This is a genomic window from Citrobacter sp. Cs237 (genome assembly GCF_030332325.1).
GTDB lineage: Bacteria > Pseudomonadota > Gammaproteobacteria > Enterobacterales > Enterobacteriaceae > Citrobacter_A > Citrobacter_A sedlakii.
On the sequence record NZ_JAOWIB010000099.1, the window covers coordinates 53,664 to 69,341 of the forward strand.

14 protein-coding genes are annotated in these 15,678 nt (G+C 54.4%); 2 read left to right on the top strand and 12 right to left on the bottom strand.

Annotated features, from left to right (window positions below):
• The 11 genes from rffA to trxA form a co-directional block, all read right to left on the bottom strand.
• On the bottom strand, positions 1 to 1,131 hold the full coding sequence (gene rffA / locus OGY07_RS08795; protein ID WP_042292814.1) for a dTDP-4-amino-4,6-dideoxygalactose transaminase: 1,131 nt from the start codon (positions 1,129 to 1,131) through the stop codon (positions 1 to 3).
• A 4-nt stretch (positions 1,132 to 1,135) separates the two neighbouring features.
• Positions 1,136 to 1,813: a dTDP-4-amino-4,6-dideoxy-D-galactose acyltransferase gene (gene rffC, locus OGY07_RS08800; protein ID WP_286600013.1), complete on the bottom strand. Its 678-nt coding sequence runs from the start codon at positions 1,811 to 1,813 to the stop codon at positions 1,136 to 1,138.
• A complete protein-coding gene (gene rfbA / locus OGY07_RS08805) occupies positions 1,791 to 2,672 on the bottom strand; it encodes a glucose-1-phosphate thymidylyltransferase RfbA (protein ID WP_181822264.1) in 882 nt (293 codons plus the stop codon). The genes rffC and rfbA overlap by 23 nt, the downstream gene beginning before the upstream one ends.
• A gap of 110 nt (positions 2,673 to 2,782) precedes the next feature.
• Positions 2,783 to 3,850, bottom strand: a complete 1,068-nt coding sequence (gene rffG, locus OGY07_RS08810; protein ID WP_286600016.1) for a dTDP-glucose 4,6-dehydratase — start codon at positions 3,848 to 3,850, stop codon at positions 2,783 to 2,785.
• Complete coding sequence (gene wecC / locus OGY07_RS08815; protein ID WP_042292816.1) at positions 3,850 to 5,112, bottom strand: UDP-N-acetyl-D-mannosamine dehydrogenase; 1,263 nt, start codon at positions 5,110 to 5,112, stop codon at positions 3,850 to 3,852. Before wecC ends, rffG begins: the two co-directional genes overlap by 1 nt.
• A complete protein-coding gene (gene wecB, locus OGY07_RS08820) occupies positions 5,109 to 6,239 on the bottom strand; it encodes a non-hydrolyzing UDP-N-acetylglucosamine 2-epimerase (protein WP_286600019.1) in 1,131 nt (376 codons plus the stop codon). The genes wecC and wecB overlap by 4 nt, the downstream gene beginning before the upstream one ends.
• Positions 6,240 to 6,294: 55 nt before the next feature.
• On the bottom strand, positions 6,295 to 7,341 hold the full coding sequence (wzzE, locus tag OGY07_RS08825; RefSeq protein ID WP_042292818.1) for an ECA polysaccharide chain length modulation protein: 1,047 nt from the start codon (positions 7,339 to 7,341) through the stop codon (positions 6,295 to 6,297).
• Positions 7,342 to 7,353: 12 nt separating this feature from the next.
• Entirely contained in the window at positions 7,354 to 8,457 is a 1,104-nt protein-coding gene (wecA, locus tag OGY07_RS08830; RefSeq protein WP_286600021.1) for a UDP-N-acetylglucosamine--undecaprenyl-phosphate N-acetylglucosaminephosphotransferase, read from the bottom strand.
• Positions 8,458 to 8,697: 240 nt separating this feature from the next.
• The gene (gene rho / locus OGY07_RS08835; RefSeq protein ID WP_002437993.1) at positions 8,698 to 9,957 is read right to left on the bottom strand and encodes a transcription termination factor Rho; all 1,260 of its coding nucleotides are present in this window, start codon (positions 9,955 to 9,957) and stop codon (positions 8,698 to 8,700) included.
• 87 nt (positions 9,958 to 10,044) lie between these two features.
• Complete coding sequence (locus tag OGY07_RS08840; protein WP_120714861.1) at positions 10,045 to 10,167, bottom strand: rho operon leader peptide; 123 nt, start codon at positions 10,165 to 10,167, stop codon at positions 10,045 to 10,047.
• Between the two features lie 125 nt (positions 10,168 to 10,292).
• On the bottom strand, positions 10,293 to 10,622 hold the full coding sequence (gene trxA / locus OGY07_RS08845; RefSeq protein ID WP_042292820.1) for a thioredoxin TrxA: 330 nt from the start codon (positions 10,620 to 10,622) through the stop codon (positions 10,293 to 10,295).
• 143 nt (positions 10,623 to 10,765) lie between these two features.
• Between trxA and rhlB the strand changes: the two genes are divergently transcribed.
• Positions 10,766 to 12,031, top strand: coding sequence for an ATP-dependent RNA helicase RhlB (gene rhlB / locus OGY07_RS08850; protein ID WP_060569249.1), 1,266 nt, complete (start codon positions 10,766 to 10,768; stop codon positions 12,029 to 12,031).
• A gap of 5 nt (positions 12,032 to 12,036) precedes the next feature.
• Positions 12,037 to 13,527 (top strand): guanosine-5'-triphosphate,3'-diphosphate diphosphatase, encoded by a 1,491-nt coding sequence (gene gppA / locus OGY07_RS08855; RefSeq protein WP_286600024.1) that lies wholly within the window; start codon positions 12,037 to 12,039, stop codon positions 13,525 to 13,527.
• Positions 13,528 to 13,557: 30 nt separating this feature from the next.
• On the opposite strand, the gene rep is transcribed toward gppA, so the two are convergent.
• Positions 13,558 to 15,582 carry a DNA helicase Rep gene (gene rep / locus OGY07_RS08860; RefSeq protein WP_269677671.1) on the bottom strand — a complete coding sequence of 675 codons (2,025 nt, stop codon included), beginning with the start codon at positions 15,580 to 15,582 and terminating at the stop codon, positions 13,558 to 13,560.
• Positions 15,583 to 15,678 lie beyond the last annotated feature (96 nt).

A 15,678-nucleotide genomic window follows, 5' to 3' on the forward strand; every position in this document is an offset into this window, starting at 1 on the left:
TCAGGCGAAATAATTCAGCAATGTGGTAATCACCGTGCGTTGATTCACTGCCGACAGGTTATAGAACAGCGGCAGGCGCAGCAGGCGTTCACTCTCTTTGGTGGTATAGCGATCTTCGCCGTGGAATTCACCAAACTTCTCCCCTGCCGGGCAATCGTGCAGCGGGATATAGTGAAACACCGCCATGATTTCCGCTTCTTTGAGGAAGTTGATCAGCGCGCTCCGGTCATCAATATTACGCAGCTTGATATAGAACATATGAGCGTTCTGTTTGCAGTCGCCCGGAATGGACGGCAGTTCAATACGCCCGGCACGCGCCAGGGGCTGTAGCGCGTCATAATAGGTTTGCCACAACGCCAGACGCTGTTGGTTAATGCGATCTGCGGCTTCCAGTTGCGCCCACAGATAAGCGGCCTGGAGATCGGACATCAGATAGCTGGAGCCGATATCGCGCCAGGTATATTTATCCACCTGACCGCGGAAAAACTGGCTGCGGTTAGTACCCTTTTCACGGATGATCTCCGCGCGTTCGATCAGTTTGCGATCGTTAATCAGCGTCGCGCCGCCTTCGCCGCCCGCGGTGTAATTTTTGGTTTCGTGGAAACTAAAGCAGCCGATGTGACCGATTGTTCCCAACGCGCGGCCTTTGTACGTCGACATCACCCCCTGCGCGGCATCTTCGACCACATACAGATGATATTTTTCCGCCAGCGCCATGATAGTGTCCATCTCACAAGCCACGCCCGCATAATGAACTGGCACAATCGCCCGGGTTTTATCGGTGATCGCCGCTTCAATGCGCGTTTCGTCGATGTTCATGGTATCCGGACGGATATCCACAAAGATGATTTTCGCGCCGCGCAGCACGAAGGCATTTGCCGTCGATACAAAGGTATAGCTCGGCATGATCACTTCATCGCCCGGCTGGATATCCAGCAGCAGCGCCGCCATTTCCAGAGAGGCGGTGCAGGACGGCGTCAGCAATACTTTTGCGCTGCCAAAACGCTGCTCCAGCCACTGCTGACAGCGCCGGGTAAAACCGCCGTCGCCGCACAGTTTGCCGCTGCCCATCGCAGACTGCATGTAGTCAAGTTCGCTTCCCACCACCGGCGGTGCGTTAAACGGAATCATGTTGTCACCTGTATAACCAGTACGCGGTGCTTTCAACGTTCGCACCGCTTTGTATATAACGTTTAAGCGCGGCGGTGTTGCCCATTTGGGTCGCCACCCGCAATGTCGTTTTGCCATGCGCCCGCGCCCAGCCGAGCGCCGCCTGCACCAGCTCAGCGCCTGCGCCACGCCCGGCCAGTAAGCCGATGCGCGCCTCGCTGTCATTCAGTTCTCGCAGCGAAACATAGCCGCGGATATCGCCGTTCGCCGCCCGCAGAACCAGACACTGGCTATCAAACGTGCCGCGCACCGCGTTTTCTATCCACTGCGCATAGAAGCGCGCGCTGGCGTCTGGCGCATACCACGGCGCGCGAAAGCGGCTTTGTGCGAAGGCGACAGCGGCATGGTCGCGCAGCGCAGGAATGTCTGCCAACTGTGCAATTTCCGCGCCATTCTGCGCGCATTCTGCCGTCACGGGCAGCGCTAAATCGACTTCGCCCTCGACAAGGGAAAAACCCAGTTGTTGCAGCGCATCCAGCTCAACCGTATTCGCCGCCGGAATTTTCGCCTGCACACGTGACCATCGCTGCAGCGCTGCCACCGTTAAAGGCGACGCCGCAGGGTTAATGCGCACAATGGCGCTGTTCACGCCAAAGAAAGCGTTTTCCCAGCTTAACGGCTCAATACTGGCGCGGACGTGCACGGAGCAACTCCAGTAAATATTGACCGTATCCGGTTTTTGCCAACGCGCTGGCGGCGCGTTTTACGCCGTCATCATCCAGCCAGCCGTTGCGCCAGGCAATCTCTTCCAGACACGCTATTTTAAAACCCTGACGTTTTTCCACCGTCTGAACAAATGTACTCGCCTCAATCAAGCTGTCATGCGTACCGGTATCTAACCAGGCAAAGCCGCGCCCCAGTAGCTCGACTGTCAGATTGCCAGCGTCGAGGTACATCTGGTTGATTGAGGTGATTTCCAGCTCACCACGCTCAGAAGGCTTAACACGCTTCGCGTACTCCACCACTTTGCTGTCGTAAAAATACAGCCCCGTTACCGCCCAGTTTGACTTAGGTTGCTTTGGCTTTTCTTCTAATGAGATCGCGCGAAAGTTATCGTCAAATTCCACCACACCGAAGCGTTCAGGATCCATAACCTGATAACCAAACACTGTCGCGCCTTCGGTCCTTGCCGCAACGTGCCGCAGTTTTGGGCTAAAGCCCTGACCAAAAAAGATATTATCACCAAGCACCAGACAAGAAGGTTCGCCGTTTAGGAACGTTTCAGCGATGATAAACGCCTGAGCAAGCCCATCCGGGCTGGGCTGTTCGGCATACTGTAAGTCGATACCAAATGCCGAACCATCACCCAGCAGACGCTGAAAATAACCTTTATCTTCTGGTGTCGTGATGATCAAAATTTCACGGATTCCGGCCAGCATCAAAACGGACAACGGGTAATAAATCATCGGCTTGTCATAAATGGGCAGTAACTGCTTCGACACGCCGCGTGTGATCGGGTGCAAACGGGTACCTGAGCCGCCCGCCAGAATGATACCTTTCATGTGTTCCTCCTCCGGGAGCCAAAGTCCGGCTCATCAGGCGTAATTGTCGCAGCCAGTTTGAGCACTACCAGGTTCAAAATGGCAAGTAAATAGCCTGATGGGCTGGGTTTTTAGCCTTTCAGACCCAAACGTTGCCCTTGATAGCTGCCGTCCTGCACTGGTTTCCACCAGGCTTCATTCGCCAGATACCATTGCACGGTTTTACGCATTCCGCTTTCAAAGGTTTCCTGTGGCGTCCAGCCGAGCTCGCGCGCAATTTTCGCCGCATCAATGGCGTAACGTAAGTCATGGCCCGGACGATCATCAACAAAAGCAATCAGTTCACGGTACTGAGTAATACCGCGCGGCTTATTCGGCGCCAGCTCTTCCAACAGATCGCAAATAGTCTCGACCACATCCAGATTCTTCCGCTCATTGTGGCCACCGATGTTATAGGTTTCACCCACTGTTCCAGTGGTCGCCACGAGATACAGCGCCCGGGCATGATCCTCCACATACAGCCAGTCGCGGATTTGCTGTCCGTTACCGTACACGGGCAGAGGTTTCCCCGCCAGCGCGTTAAGGATCATCAGCGGGATGAGTTTTTCCGGGAAATGATAAGGCCCATAATTATTCGAGCAGTTGGTGATCAGCGTCGGCAAGCCATAGGTGCGCAGCCAGGCGCGTACAAGGTGATCGCTGCTGGCTTTCGACGCCGAATAGGGACTACTGGGCGCGTACGGCGTGGTTTCAGTAAAGAAGTCTTCCGCTGAATGCAGGTCGCCATAAACCTCGTCCGTGGAGATATGGTGGAAGCGAAATGCCGTTTTTTTAGTGCCCGCTAAAGCACTCCAGTATGCACGGGCTGCCTCCAGTAATGTGTACGTGCCCACGATGTTCGTTTCAATAAACGCCGCCGGGCCGTCAATAGAGCGATCAACATGGCTTTCCGCCGCCAGATGCATCACACAGTCCGGTTGATACTGTTTAAAAACGCGCGCCAGCGCGGCGCGATCGCAGATATCCACTTTCTCAAAGGCGAAACGCTCACTCTGCGTAACTGGCGCTAATGACATCAGGTTTCCGGCGTAGGTGAGTTTATCCACCACCACCACCGAATCAGCCGTCTCATTAATGATATGCCGTACCAACGCCGAGCCGATAAACCCCGCGCCACCTGTGACCAGAATCCGTTTCATTAACGCCAGACCCCTTTGGTATCAACGATATATTGCTGACGAACCGCGTCACCGCGCATCGCTTTAAACTCATTATGATCGACCAGCATCACCAGCACGTCGGCGGTTGCCAGCGCATCGTCCAGCGTCGCCAGCGCGCACAGGCCATCCAGCTTTTTCGGTAACTGATGGATATTCGGCTCCACCGCCAGCGTTTCACCGCTGTGCCATTGGGCGATATTCTGCGTAATTTCCATTGCCGGGCTTTCGCGGAGATCGTCGATATTCGGTTTGAAAGCCAGCCCAAAGCAGGCGATTTTCACTTCGCTGGCGCGCTTATCGGTCGCAGCCAGGCAATCCGCCACGGCGGCTTTCACCTGGTCAACAACCCAGTGCGGCTTACCGTCGTTGACTTCACGCGCGGTACGAATCAGACGCGACTGCTGCGGGTTTTGCGCCACGATAAACCACGGATCGACGGCGATGCAATGCCCGCCAACGCCCGGTCCGGGCTGGAGTATATTGACCCGAGGATGGCGATTCGCCAGTTGGATCAGTTCCCAGACGTTAATCCCCTGATCGGCGCAGATCAGCGACAGTTCATTCGCAAAAGCAATATTGACATCGCGGAAACTGTTTTCCGTGAGCTTACACATTTCCGCTGTGCGGGCGTTCGTCACCACGCACTCACCTTCAAGGAAGATCTTGTACAGTTCGCTGGCGCGCGCCGAGCATACCGGCGTCATACCGCCAATCACGCGGTCATTCTTAATCAGTTCGACCATCACCTGACCTGGCAGTACGCGTTCAGGACAATAGGCCACATTGACGTCAGCCTGCTCTCCGGCCTGCTGCGGGAAAGTGAGATCCGGGCGCATCGCCGCCAACCAGGCAGCCATTTGCTCTGTCGCACCGACTGGCGAGGTAGACTCAAGGATCACCAGCGCCCCTTTTTTCAGTACCGGCGCCACGGATTTCGCCGCGGCTTCGACATAGGCCATATCGGGTTCGTGATCGCCTTTAAACGGTGTGGGAACAGCGATCAGGTATGCGTCAGCGTCAACCGGCGTAGTGGTGGCGCGCAAAAATCCGCCCTCAACCGCCGTTTTTACCACCTTACCCAGATCCGGCTCAACGATATGAATTTCACCGCGGTTGATGGTATCTACCGCGTGCGGGTTAACGTCCACACCAATGACCTGCTTTTGGCGCGACGCGAAGGCGGCCGCCGTTGGCAAACCGATATATCCCAGACCAATAACAGAAATGGTAGAAAAACTCATAGCGATACCCGACTGTTTTTTAAAGCGTCTAAAATTCGGCCACAGGCCAGCCCGTCACCGTAAGGGTTATGGGCGCGACTCATGGTCTGATATTCATTTTCGTCATGCAGCAAGCGCGTGACTTCCGCAACAATGCGCCGGGAGTCAGTTCCCACCAGGCGCACCGTCCCCGCCGTCACGGCTTCTGGGCGTTCGGTCGTTTCACGCATCACCAGTACCGGTTTGCCCAGCGACGGCGCTTCTTCCTGAATCCCTCCGGAGTCGGTGAGGATCAGCCAGGCGTGATTCATCAGCCAGACAAAAGGTAAATAGTCCTGCGGTTCAATCAGCATCACGTTTTCAACGTGACCGAGAATACGGTTGACCGGCTCACTGACGTTAGGGTTCAGATGGACCGGATAGACAATTTGCACGTCCTGGTTGGCGGCGGCAATATCCGCCAGCGCATGGCAAATCTGCTCAAAACCACGGCCAAAACTTTCACGTCGATGCCCCGTCACCAGAATCAGCTTTTTATCTTCGCAGAGGAAAGGGTAGCGTTCGGCCAGCGCTGAGCGCAGCTTATCGCTGGCCAGGACGCGGTCACGCACCCAAATAAGCGCATCGATCACCGTATTGCCGGTAACAAAGATGCGGCTGTCTGCGATACTTTCACGCAGCAGGTTTTGCCGTGAGTTTTCAGTCGGCGCGAAATGGTACATCGCCAGATGGCCGGTCAACGTCCGGTTTGCCTCCTCCGGCCACGGCGAAAAAAGATCGCCAGTGCGAAGTCCGGCTTCCACATGCCCGACAGGGATGCGTTGATAAAATGCCGCAAGACTGGTGGCGATAGTGGTGGTGGTATCGCCATGTACCAGTACCACATCAGGCTTGAAATCAGACAGGATAGGCTTCAGCCCTTCCAGAATTCGACAGGTTATTTCTGTCAGCCCCTGACCCGGTTGCATAATATTAAGATCGTAGTCAGGAACTATGGAAAAGAGGTTCAAAACCTGATCGAGCATCTCCCGGTGTTGCGCGGTGACGCAAACTCTCGCTTCGAAATCAGGATCCTTTGCCAGCGCATGAACCAAAGGCGCCATTTTGATGGCTTCCGGTCGCGTGCCAAATACAGTCAGTACTTTCACATCGATTCTCTTCGAATAGTCAGTGAGGGCCCAGCCCCTCACTGCGGCAGTCGTGCTAGATCGTGCGGCGGCGGGTTAACGCAACACCAGCGCCGATAAGCCCCCCCACGATGCCCCACATCACCATCAGGAAGGCACGGCGCGGGCTATCGCGTTTTACCGGTTCTTCCGGCGTCCGCAAATAGCGATAGGTCTGAAAACGCGGGTCCAGGGTTGGCCCCACGTTCAATGTATTCAGCATGGCCCGGTTCTGGAAGTAGTCCAGATCGAAGGTGGGACCAACGGCCTGTAAATTTTCGAGGCGAGCCTGGAGCATCGGTCGTCCCAATAAAAACAGTTCCGACTCCGGCAATTCATCCGGCGGAACGTCTGTCTGCGTGCGAGAAATATTGTGCTGCTCGGCGATTTTCAGCGCCTGTTCGATACTGCTTACGCGGCGGGAGAAAATGGCTTTTGCCACCTCTTCCTGGCGTTTAACCTGCGCTTTCATTTGCACGGTCCGCGCCGCCCATGCGCCTTTCAGCTCGTCATTCAGATGGCTTGCCGCGCGCTGGCTCGAGAAGGCGACATACTGGCGCAACAGATTGTTGGCGTCAGGTGCGGTTTCGGCAATCAGCTTGACGCTGTCGTTAACAGCACGAGTGAAATCACCGGGGATAAACTGAATATTGTTGATCAGCTCATCCAGCATCGCGGCATCGGCCTTGCTGTTACCCACCATCCGTTGCTTGTAATAGTCGGTTTGCAGCCAAAAATCGCGACGAGTATCCCAGGAGGCCAACTGCATCACGAACTCTTTGTAGGCTTCATCCATCACCGAAGGCTGGTCGGCTGGCGTATTGCTGACTTTGACATCCAGATTACGCAAAAACTGCTGCTGGGAATAGTAGCCTCCCAGCATGTTCACCGTAGGACGATCGGAAATGGCGGTCGCGCTCCACTCCTGGCGGGCAAAGAAGGTATACGCTAACGCGAGCAGCGCGAACAACAGTGCGACACCGACAATCCATACCTTCCCGGCCCATAAGGTACGAAACAACCCACGAATATCCAGTTCATTTTCAGCGCTCACGGCGTGTGCCCCCGGTAATGGTTGAGTCATCGCACCCTCGATTTACTTGATTAAATTTGGCTTATTATCTCGGTTTCTGCGCAGTCTGCGCTTTAAGCGTTTGATGAATCTCGCCACTTTCCAGGCACGCTTAATGCAGTAACCGTAGAGGAAGAATGCTAGCAAAAAGAGCACCAACATAACCCACTCAGGCACAATTTGAGAGTATTCCGCAAGCACGCCAATGGAGGCGAGGATGGCAGCGGCCAGGGTAATGAGGACAAACGCCTGACGGGAAGTAAACCCTGCGCGCATGATCAAATGATGAATGTGCTGACGGTCAGGCGAGAACGGGCTCATTCCTTTGCGCAGGCGGCGGTACATAATGGCCACCATGTCCATCAGCGGAATGGCGATGATCCACAGCGCGGTAACCGGGCTAATAGGATGGGTTTGTCCTTGCGTGGTTTCTAACAGGATCCAGATGACGGTAAAGCCTATCAGCGTACTGCCAGCGTCCCCCATAAAAACCTTGTAGCGTCGACCCAGCGCGCCCAGGTTCAACAGGATATACGGCAGGATGGCGGCTATCATCGCAAAGCACCAGATGGCAAGGCTTGTCTGTCCGTCAAACCAGAGGATAAGCCCCATCGCCCCAAAGGAGACGCTGGAAAGCCCACCTAACAGACCGTCGATGCCATCAACCATATTAAAGGCGTTGATGGCTGCCCAGACGGCGAAAAGGGTGAGGAAATAACCGAAAGGACCGAGCACCATTTCCCACGGCCCAAAAATGAAGCCGAGACTGCTGAGGTAGAGTTTACCGACCATCATCATAACGACGCCGATAGCGGCCTGTACGGTAGCGCGTATTTTTACGCTGATATCAAAGCGATCGTCGAGCGCGCCGATAAAAACCAGCACGCCCGCACAGGCAAGATAAAGAGCAGCATGGGGAATATAATAATCAGCAATGCCGAACGTGAAACAGATCCCCGCATAAACTGAAATGCCCCCAACCAACGGTATCAATCCCTGGTGGCGTTTGCGGAAGTTAGGCTTATCCACTAAACCGATCTTTTTTGCTACCTTGCGCGCAAAAAACAGAAACAGTGTCGTGAATAAAAAAATACTGATGAGATCAGTACTGACTGTCAGTAAATTCACAATGCGTGCTCTCAGAGAAAATTATTAGCAGAAGTATAACCACGAAGACCTGTATTCAGAAGGGAAACTCCATTCCGAAGCGTCTGTTTTGTATTATTTTTAACCACATTTCGTATTTACCAGGCAAAACGCGGTGCAGCGGAGTGTGTTTACGCAACATCTTATTAAGACGTTGTTAAGATTACAGGCATAAAAGCAAAACGCCACGTAAAAACGTGGCGTTTTTGGCTGGTCGTACTCTTACGAACGCTTCATCATGTCGAAGAAATCATCGTTGGTCTTGGTCATCGCCAGCTTATTGATGAGGAACTCCATTGCGTCGATTTCGCCCATTGGGTGAATGATCTTACGCAGGATCCACATCTTCTGCAGCTCTTCCTGGGTGGTAAGCAACTCTTCTTTACGGGTACCGGAACGGTTGTAGTCGATAGCCGGGAAGACGCGTTTTTCCGCGATCTTACGGGAGAGGTGCAGTTCCATGTTACCGGTGCCTTTAAACTCCTCGTAGATAACTTCATCCATTTTGGAGCCAGTATCGATAAGCGCGGTCGCGATGATGGTCAAGCTGCCGCCCTCTTCCACGTTACGCGCCGCCCCGAAGAAACGCTTCGGACGATGCAGGGCGTTGGCATCCACACCACCGGTCAACACTTTACCGGAAGCCGGTACCACGGTGTTGTAGGCACGCGCCAGACGGGTGATGGAGTCGAGCAGAATGATAACGTCTTTCTTATGTTCAACCAGGCGCTTCGCTTTTTCGATCACCATTTCGGCGACCTGAACGTGACGGGATGCCGGTTCGTCAAAAGTCGACGCAACCACTTCGCCTTTCACCAGACGCTGCATCTCGGTCACTTCTTCCGGACGTTCGTCGATCAGCAATACCATCAGCACGCAGTCTGGGTGGTTGTAGGCAATGCTCTGCGCAATATTTTGCAGCAGCATGGTTTTACCCGCTTTCGGCGGCGCCACAATCAAGCCACGCTGACCGCGACCGATTGGCGAAGCCAGATCCAACACGCGCGCCGTTAAGTCTTCAGTCGAACCGTTACCCCGTTCCATGCGCAGACGAGAGTTGGCATGCAGCGGCGTTAAGTTTTCGAAAAGGATTTTATTGCGGGCGTTTTCCGGTTTGTCATAGTTAACTTCGTTAACTTTCAACAGCGCAAAGTAGCGTTCGCCTTCTTTCGGCGGGCGAATCTTACCAGAGATGGTATCACCAGTGCGGAGGTTGAAACGGCGGATTTGGCTGGGGGAAACGTAGATGTCATCAGGACCGGCGAGGTAGGAGCTGTCTGCAGAGCGGAGGAAACCAAATCCATCCTGCAATATCTCCAGCACACCGTCACCAAAGATATCTTCGCCACTCTTTGCGTGCTGCTTCAGGATGGCAAAAATAATGTCCTGCTTACGCATACGAGCCAGGTTTTCCAGCCCCATATTTTCGCCGAGAGTGATCAGCTCAGAAACCGGCGTATTCTTTAATTCGGTAAGATTCATAATGGTGTGAGTTCTTAAACTTGGGGTAAATCTCGAACTTAATGTTGTGAATGGTATGGCAGGGTCATCCATGCCTGTTTACGGCCATCAACTCATGTCTGTTCGCTGTCTGGTCACAGGAAAGTACGCAGAACTGAAACGACAAGACGGAATGAATGATAAGCCAGGAATCTGTCCACATCTCGGGTGAAACTGAGACGTTGTGGAAATAGCAAGATTCAAACTTAATAAGGTATGTTTAATACGAAGTCAACACTAACTTAGCACGACTCACGCCGGGCGTCCAGTCATCCGAATCATTTAGGATTAAGGGCGCCCGAGCATGAGGTCTCCTCTTACGCGATATTCGCGTCGAGGAATTCTTTCAGCTGACCTTTGGACAGTGCGCCCACTTTGGTCGCTGCAACTTCACCGTTTTTGAACAGCAGCAGAGTCGGGATGCCACGGATACCATACTTCGGCGCGGTGCCTGGGTTCTGGTCAATGTTCAGTTTAGCAACCGTCAGTTTGCCCTGATATTCGTCAGCGATCTCATCCAGAATCGGGGCGATCATTTTGCACGGTCCGCACCACTCTGCCCAGAAATCGACGAGGATGGCCCCGTCCGCTTTGAGTACATCCGTGTCAAAACTGTCGTCAGTCAGGTGAATAATTTTATCGCTCATATTAACTCCACAGGAATAAGCCTGGTACGTTGGTTTTGCCTTCATCAACGACGTGTTGATGTCGCATTAACCAACTAAAGGTTGACTTTATTTCACCGGATACGCTTTCGTAAAGCAATAGTAAGCTGATATTCTACCACACTATGAGCAAAACACATTTAACAGAACAGAAGTTTTCCGACTTCGCCCTGCACCCAAAGGTGATCGAAGCCCTTGAAAATAAAGGGTTTCATAACTGCACGCCCATTCAGGCCCTCGCGCTGCCGCTTACGCTGGCCGGTCGCGATGTTGCAGGGCAGGCGCAAACCGGTACTGGCAAAACGATGGCGTTCCTGACGTCAACGTTTCATTATCTTCTCTCTCATCCCGCGATTGACGATCGCAAGGTGAACCAGCCGCGCGCCTTAATCATGGCGCCGACGCGTGAGTTAGCCGTGCAGATCCACGCCGATGCCGAGCCGTTGGCGCAGACCACAGGTCTGAAGCTGGGTCTCGCCTACGGCGGCGACGGCTATGACAAGCAGCTGAAAGTGCTGGAAAGCGGCGTCGATATTCTTATCGGCACCACAGGCCGTCTGATCGACTACGCAAAACAGAATCACATTAACCTGGGCGCGATTCAGGTCGTTGTCCTCGACGAAGCCGATCGCATGTACGATCTGGGCTTTATTAAAGATATCCGCTGGCTGTTCCGCCGCATGCCGCCAGCCACACAGCGTCTGAACATGCTGTTCTCCGCAACCCTCTCTTACCGCGTGCGTGAACTGGCGTTCGAACAAATGAACAACGCCGAATACGTGGAAGTCGAGCCGGAACAAAAAACCGGCCACCGTATTAAAGAAGAGCTTTTCTATCCGTCTAACGAAGAGAAGATGCGCCTTCTGCAAACATTAATTGAAGAAGAATGGCCGGATCGCGCCATTGTTTTCGCTAACACGAAACACCGCTGTGAAGACATCTGGGGCCATCTGGCCGCCGATGGTCATCGCGTGGGCCTGCTGACGGGCGACGTGGCGCAGAAAAAACGCCTGCGCATTCTCGACGAGTTCACCCGCGGCGATCTGGATATTCTTGTCGCTACCGATGTTGCCGCACGCGGGCTGCATATTCCCGCAGTCACCCACGTATTTAACTACGATTTGCCGGACGATTGCGAAGATTACGTCCACCGCATTGGCCGAACCGGACGCGCAGGCGCAAGTGGCCACTCCATCAGCCTGGCGTGTGAAGAGTACGCGCTGAACCTGCCGGCGATCGAAACCTACATCGGTCACTCCATTCCGGTCAGCAAATACAATCCGGATGCGCTGATGAACAATCTGCCGAAGCCGCTGCGTCTGACGCGCTCGCGCCCAGGCAATGGCCCGCGTCGGGCTGGCGCCCCGCGTAACCGTCGTCGTTCGGGTTAAAGAACATGCTAAGCACCTCCTCGCTGTACGCCGCAATTGATTTAGGCTCGAATAGTTTTCATATGCTGGTGGTGCGCGAGGTGGCGGGAAGCATCCAGACGCTCACGCGAATTAAACGCAAGGTGCGTCTGGCCGCTGGCCTGAACAGCGAGAACGCCCTTTCTGCTGAAGCTATGGAGCGCGGCTGGCAATGCCTGCGCCTGTTTGCCGAGCGCCTTCAGGATATTCCCCAGCCGCAAATCCGCGTGGTTGCGACCGCAACGCTACGCATAGCGGTGAATGCCGATGAATTTATCGCTAAAGCGCAAGAGATTCTCGGTTGCCCGGTACAGGTCATCAGCGGCGAAGAAGAAGCGCGCCTGATTTATCAGGGCGTGGCGCATACCACCGGCGGCGCGGATCAGCGACTGGTTGTCGACATCGGCGGCGCGAGCACTGAACTGGTTACCGGCACGGGCGCACAAACCACGTCGCTGTTTAGTCTGTCGATGGGCTGCGTCACCTGGCTTGAGCGCTATTTCACCGACCGTAATCTGGCGCAGGAAAATTTCGACGAAGCGGAAAAAGCCGCGCGAGACGTGCTGCGTCCGGTAGCCGATGAACTTCGCTACCACGGCTGGAAAGTGTGCGTTGGTGCATCCGGCACCGTGCAGGCGCTTCAGGAAATCATGATGACGCAGGGCATGGATGAGCGCATTACGCTGTCGAAACTCCAGCAGTTGAAACAGCGGGCGATTCACTGTGGCCGTCTGGAAGAACTGGAAATTGAGGGCTTAACCCTTGAACGCGCACTGGTATTCCCCAGCGGGTTGGCCATTCTCATCGCCATTTTTACCGAACTGAATATTCAGGGCATGACCCTGGCCGGCGGCGCGCTGCGCGAAGGGCTGGTGTACGGTATGCTGCATCTTGCAGTCGATCAGGATATTCGTAGCCGTACGCTGCGTAACGTCCAGCGTCGGTTTATGGTCGATACCGAACAAGCGAACCGCGTTGCCAGACTGGCAGAGAATTTCGTCGGACAAGTAGAACATGAGTGGCATCTTGAGCCGATCAGCCGCGAACTGTTGATCAGCGCCTGCATGCTGCATGAAATCGGCCTGAGCGTAGATTTCAAACAAGCGCCTCAGCACGCGGCGTATCTGGTGCGCAATCTGGACCTGCCTGGATTCACCCCCGCGCAGAAAAAACTGCTCGCCACGCTGTTATTGAACCAGACCAACCCGGTTGATCTTTCCTCGCTGCACCAGCAAAACGCCGTGCCGCCGCGCGTGGCTGAGCACCTTTGTCGTCTGCTAAGACTGGCGATTATTTTCGCCAGCCGCCGTCGTGACGATCTGCTGCCGTCGATCGCCCTGCAGGCGACAAATGAGATACTGACGATTACGCTACCGAAAGGGTGGCTGGAACAGCATCCGCTGGGAAATGAGTTGATTGCGCAGGAAAGCCAGTGGCAAAGCTATGTTCACTGGCCTTTAGATGTTCAGTCATCGTGATTTTGCCGGATGACGCTTCGCGAATCCGGCCTATAACTTCGCTTTCTTTGCCGCCATCATTGCTTTCAGGTTCGCCAGATGGCTTTGCCCTTTCTGCATGCGTTCTTCTGCGCTTACCACTTTGCGTTCCTGCTCCCAGATCAGATCATCCTGCGGTAATTCCAGCAGGAAACGGCTCGGCTCCGGGCGTACCAGCTCGCCGTACTGACGGCGCTCTTTACAGAGGGTGAAGATCAGTTCTTTTTGCGCGCGGGTTATGCCTACGTAGGCCAGACGGCGTTCTTCATCAATATTGTCTTCATCGATGCTGCTTTGATGCGGCAGAAACCCCTCTTCCATTCCCACCATAAACACATACGGAAACTCCAGACCTTTCGAGGCGTGAAGCGTCATCAGTTGAACCTGATCCAGTTCTTCTTCGCTTTCACCGCGCTCCATCATGTCGCGCAGCGTAAAGCGTGTCACCACCTGGGTCAGCGTCATCGGCTCATCCAATTCGCTGCCTTCCAGCATTTCAGTCATCCAGCTAAACAGCTGGTTGACGTTTTTCATGCGCATTTCGGCCGCTTTCGGGCTGGGCGAGGTTTCGTACAGCCAGGATTCATAATCAATGCCGTGAATCAGATCGCGTACGGCGGCAATGGGGTCGCGCTCGGCCAGACGCTGGATTTCACCCAGCCAATGGGTAAATCGGGTCAACGAATCGTAGCCGCGCCCGGTAAGCGTCTGGCTCAGGCCCAGATCAAAGCTGGCGGTAAACAGGCTTTTATTGCGGGTCATAGCCCACTCGCCCAGCTTTTGCAGCGTAGCCGGTCCGATTTCGCGTTTTGGCGTATTCACGATGCGCAGGAAAGCGCTGTCATCATCCGGATTGGTCAGCACCCGAAGATAGGCCAGCAGATCTTTGATCTCCGGGCGAGAGAAGAACGAGGTGCCGCCGGATATTTTGTACGGAATACGGTTCTGCATGAGGTATTTTTCAAACACCCGCGACTGATGATTACCGCGATACAGAATGGCGTAATCCTTGTATTCCGTTTTATTCACGAAGTGATGGGCGATCAGTTCGCCGGTCACACGCTCGGCCTCATGCTCTTCGTTGTTTGCGCTGAGCACTTTCAGCTCCGCGCCATATCCCAGCTCCGAAAAGAGCCGCTTTTCAAAGACGTGCGGATTATTGGCAATAAGAATATTTGCTGCTTTCAGGATCCGCCCGGAAGAGCGGTAGTTCTGCTCCAGCTTGATAACCTGCAGCGCCGGAAAATCCTGGCTCAACAGCACCAGGTTTTGAGGTCGCGCACCGCGCCAGGAGTAGATTGACTGGTCGTCATCACCCACGACGGTAAAGCGCGCGCGGTTCCCCACCAGCAGCTTGACCAGCTCGTACTGGCTGGTGTTGGTATCCTGATACTCGTCCACCAGCAGATAGCGGATCTTGTTCTGCCAGCGCTCGCGCACTTCCTCATTACGCTGCAGCAGCAGTGTTGGCAGTAAAATCAGATCGTCAAAGTCGAGAACGTTACAGGCTTTCAGGTGCGCATCGTACAGGCCATAGCAGTGCGCAAAAATGCGATCGCGTTCGCCTTTCGCACTTGCTGCCGCCTGGGCTGGCGTTTTGAGATCGTTCTTCCAGTTTGAGATCGTCGAGATCAGCTGTTGCAGCACCACCTTGTCATCGTCAATCAACCCTTCCGTCAGCTCTTTCAGCAAGGCGACCTGATCGGTGTCGTCAAACAGCGAGAAATTGGATTTCATTCCCAGCGCGGCGTATTCCCGTTTTATCACCTCCAGCCCCAGCGTATGGAAGGTGGAGATCATCAGCCCACGCGCTTCTTTACGCCCCAGCGTCTGTCCGACACGTTCTTTCATTTCGCGCGCCGCCTTGTTGGTAAAGGTCACCGCAGCGATGTGTCGCGCCTGGTAACCGCAGCCGCGTATCAAATGGGCGATTTTGTTGGTGATAACGCGTGTCTTACCGGAACCCGCCCCCGCCAGCACCAGGCAAGGTCCGGTGACGAATTCGACAGCGTGTTGTTGGCCGGGGTTTAAACGCATGGGAATGTTGCTCAATCTTCGAACGGGGGAGGGATTGTAGCAGAAAGCGAGGCAGAGATTGAGCTTTCCGTGACTGTATGTACGGAGGCCGCCTGA

Excerpts from the sequence above, each read along its gene's own strand:
- rffA (WP_042292814.1), bottom strand. The coding sequence starts at position 1,131 with ATGATTCCGTTTAACGCACCGCCGGTGGTGGGAAGCGAACTTGACTAC.
- rep (WP_269677671.1), bottom strand. The coding sequence starts at position 15,582 with ATGCGTTTAAACCCCGGCCAACAACACGCTGTCGAATTCGTCACCGGA.
- rffG (WP_286600016.1), bottom strand. The coding sequence starts at position 3,850 with ATGAAACGGATTCTGGTCACAGGTGGCGCGGGGTTTATCGGCTCGGCG.
- rfbA (WP_181822264.1), bottom strand. The coding sequence starts at position 2,672 with ATGAAAGGTATCATTCTGGCGGGCGGCTCAGGTACCCGTTTGCACCCG.
- wecC (WP_042292816.1), bottom strand. The coding sequence starts at position 5,112 with ATGAGTTTTTCTACCATTTCTGTTATTGGTCTGGGATATATCGGTTTG.
- wzzE (WP_042292818.1), bottom strand. The coding sequence starts at position 7,341 with ATGACTCAACCATTACCGGGGGCACACGCCGTGAGCGCTGAAAATGAA.
- rho (WP_002437993.1), bottom strand. The coding sequence starts at position 9,957 with ATGAATCTTACCGAATTAAAGAATACGCCGGTTTCTGAGCTGATCACT.
- trxA (WP_042292820.1), bottom strand. The coding sequence starts at position 10,622 with ATGAGCGATAAAATTATTCACCTGACTGACGACAGTTTTGACACGGAT.
- rhlB (WP_060569249.1), top strand. The coding sequence starts at position 10,766 with ATGAGCAAAACACATTTAACAGAACAGAAGTTTTCCGACTTCGCCCTG.
- gppA (WP_286600024.1), top strand. The coding sequence starts at position 12,037 with ATGCTAAGCACCTCCTCGCTGTACGCCGCAATTGATTTAGGCTCGAAT.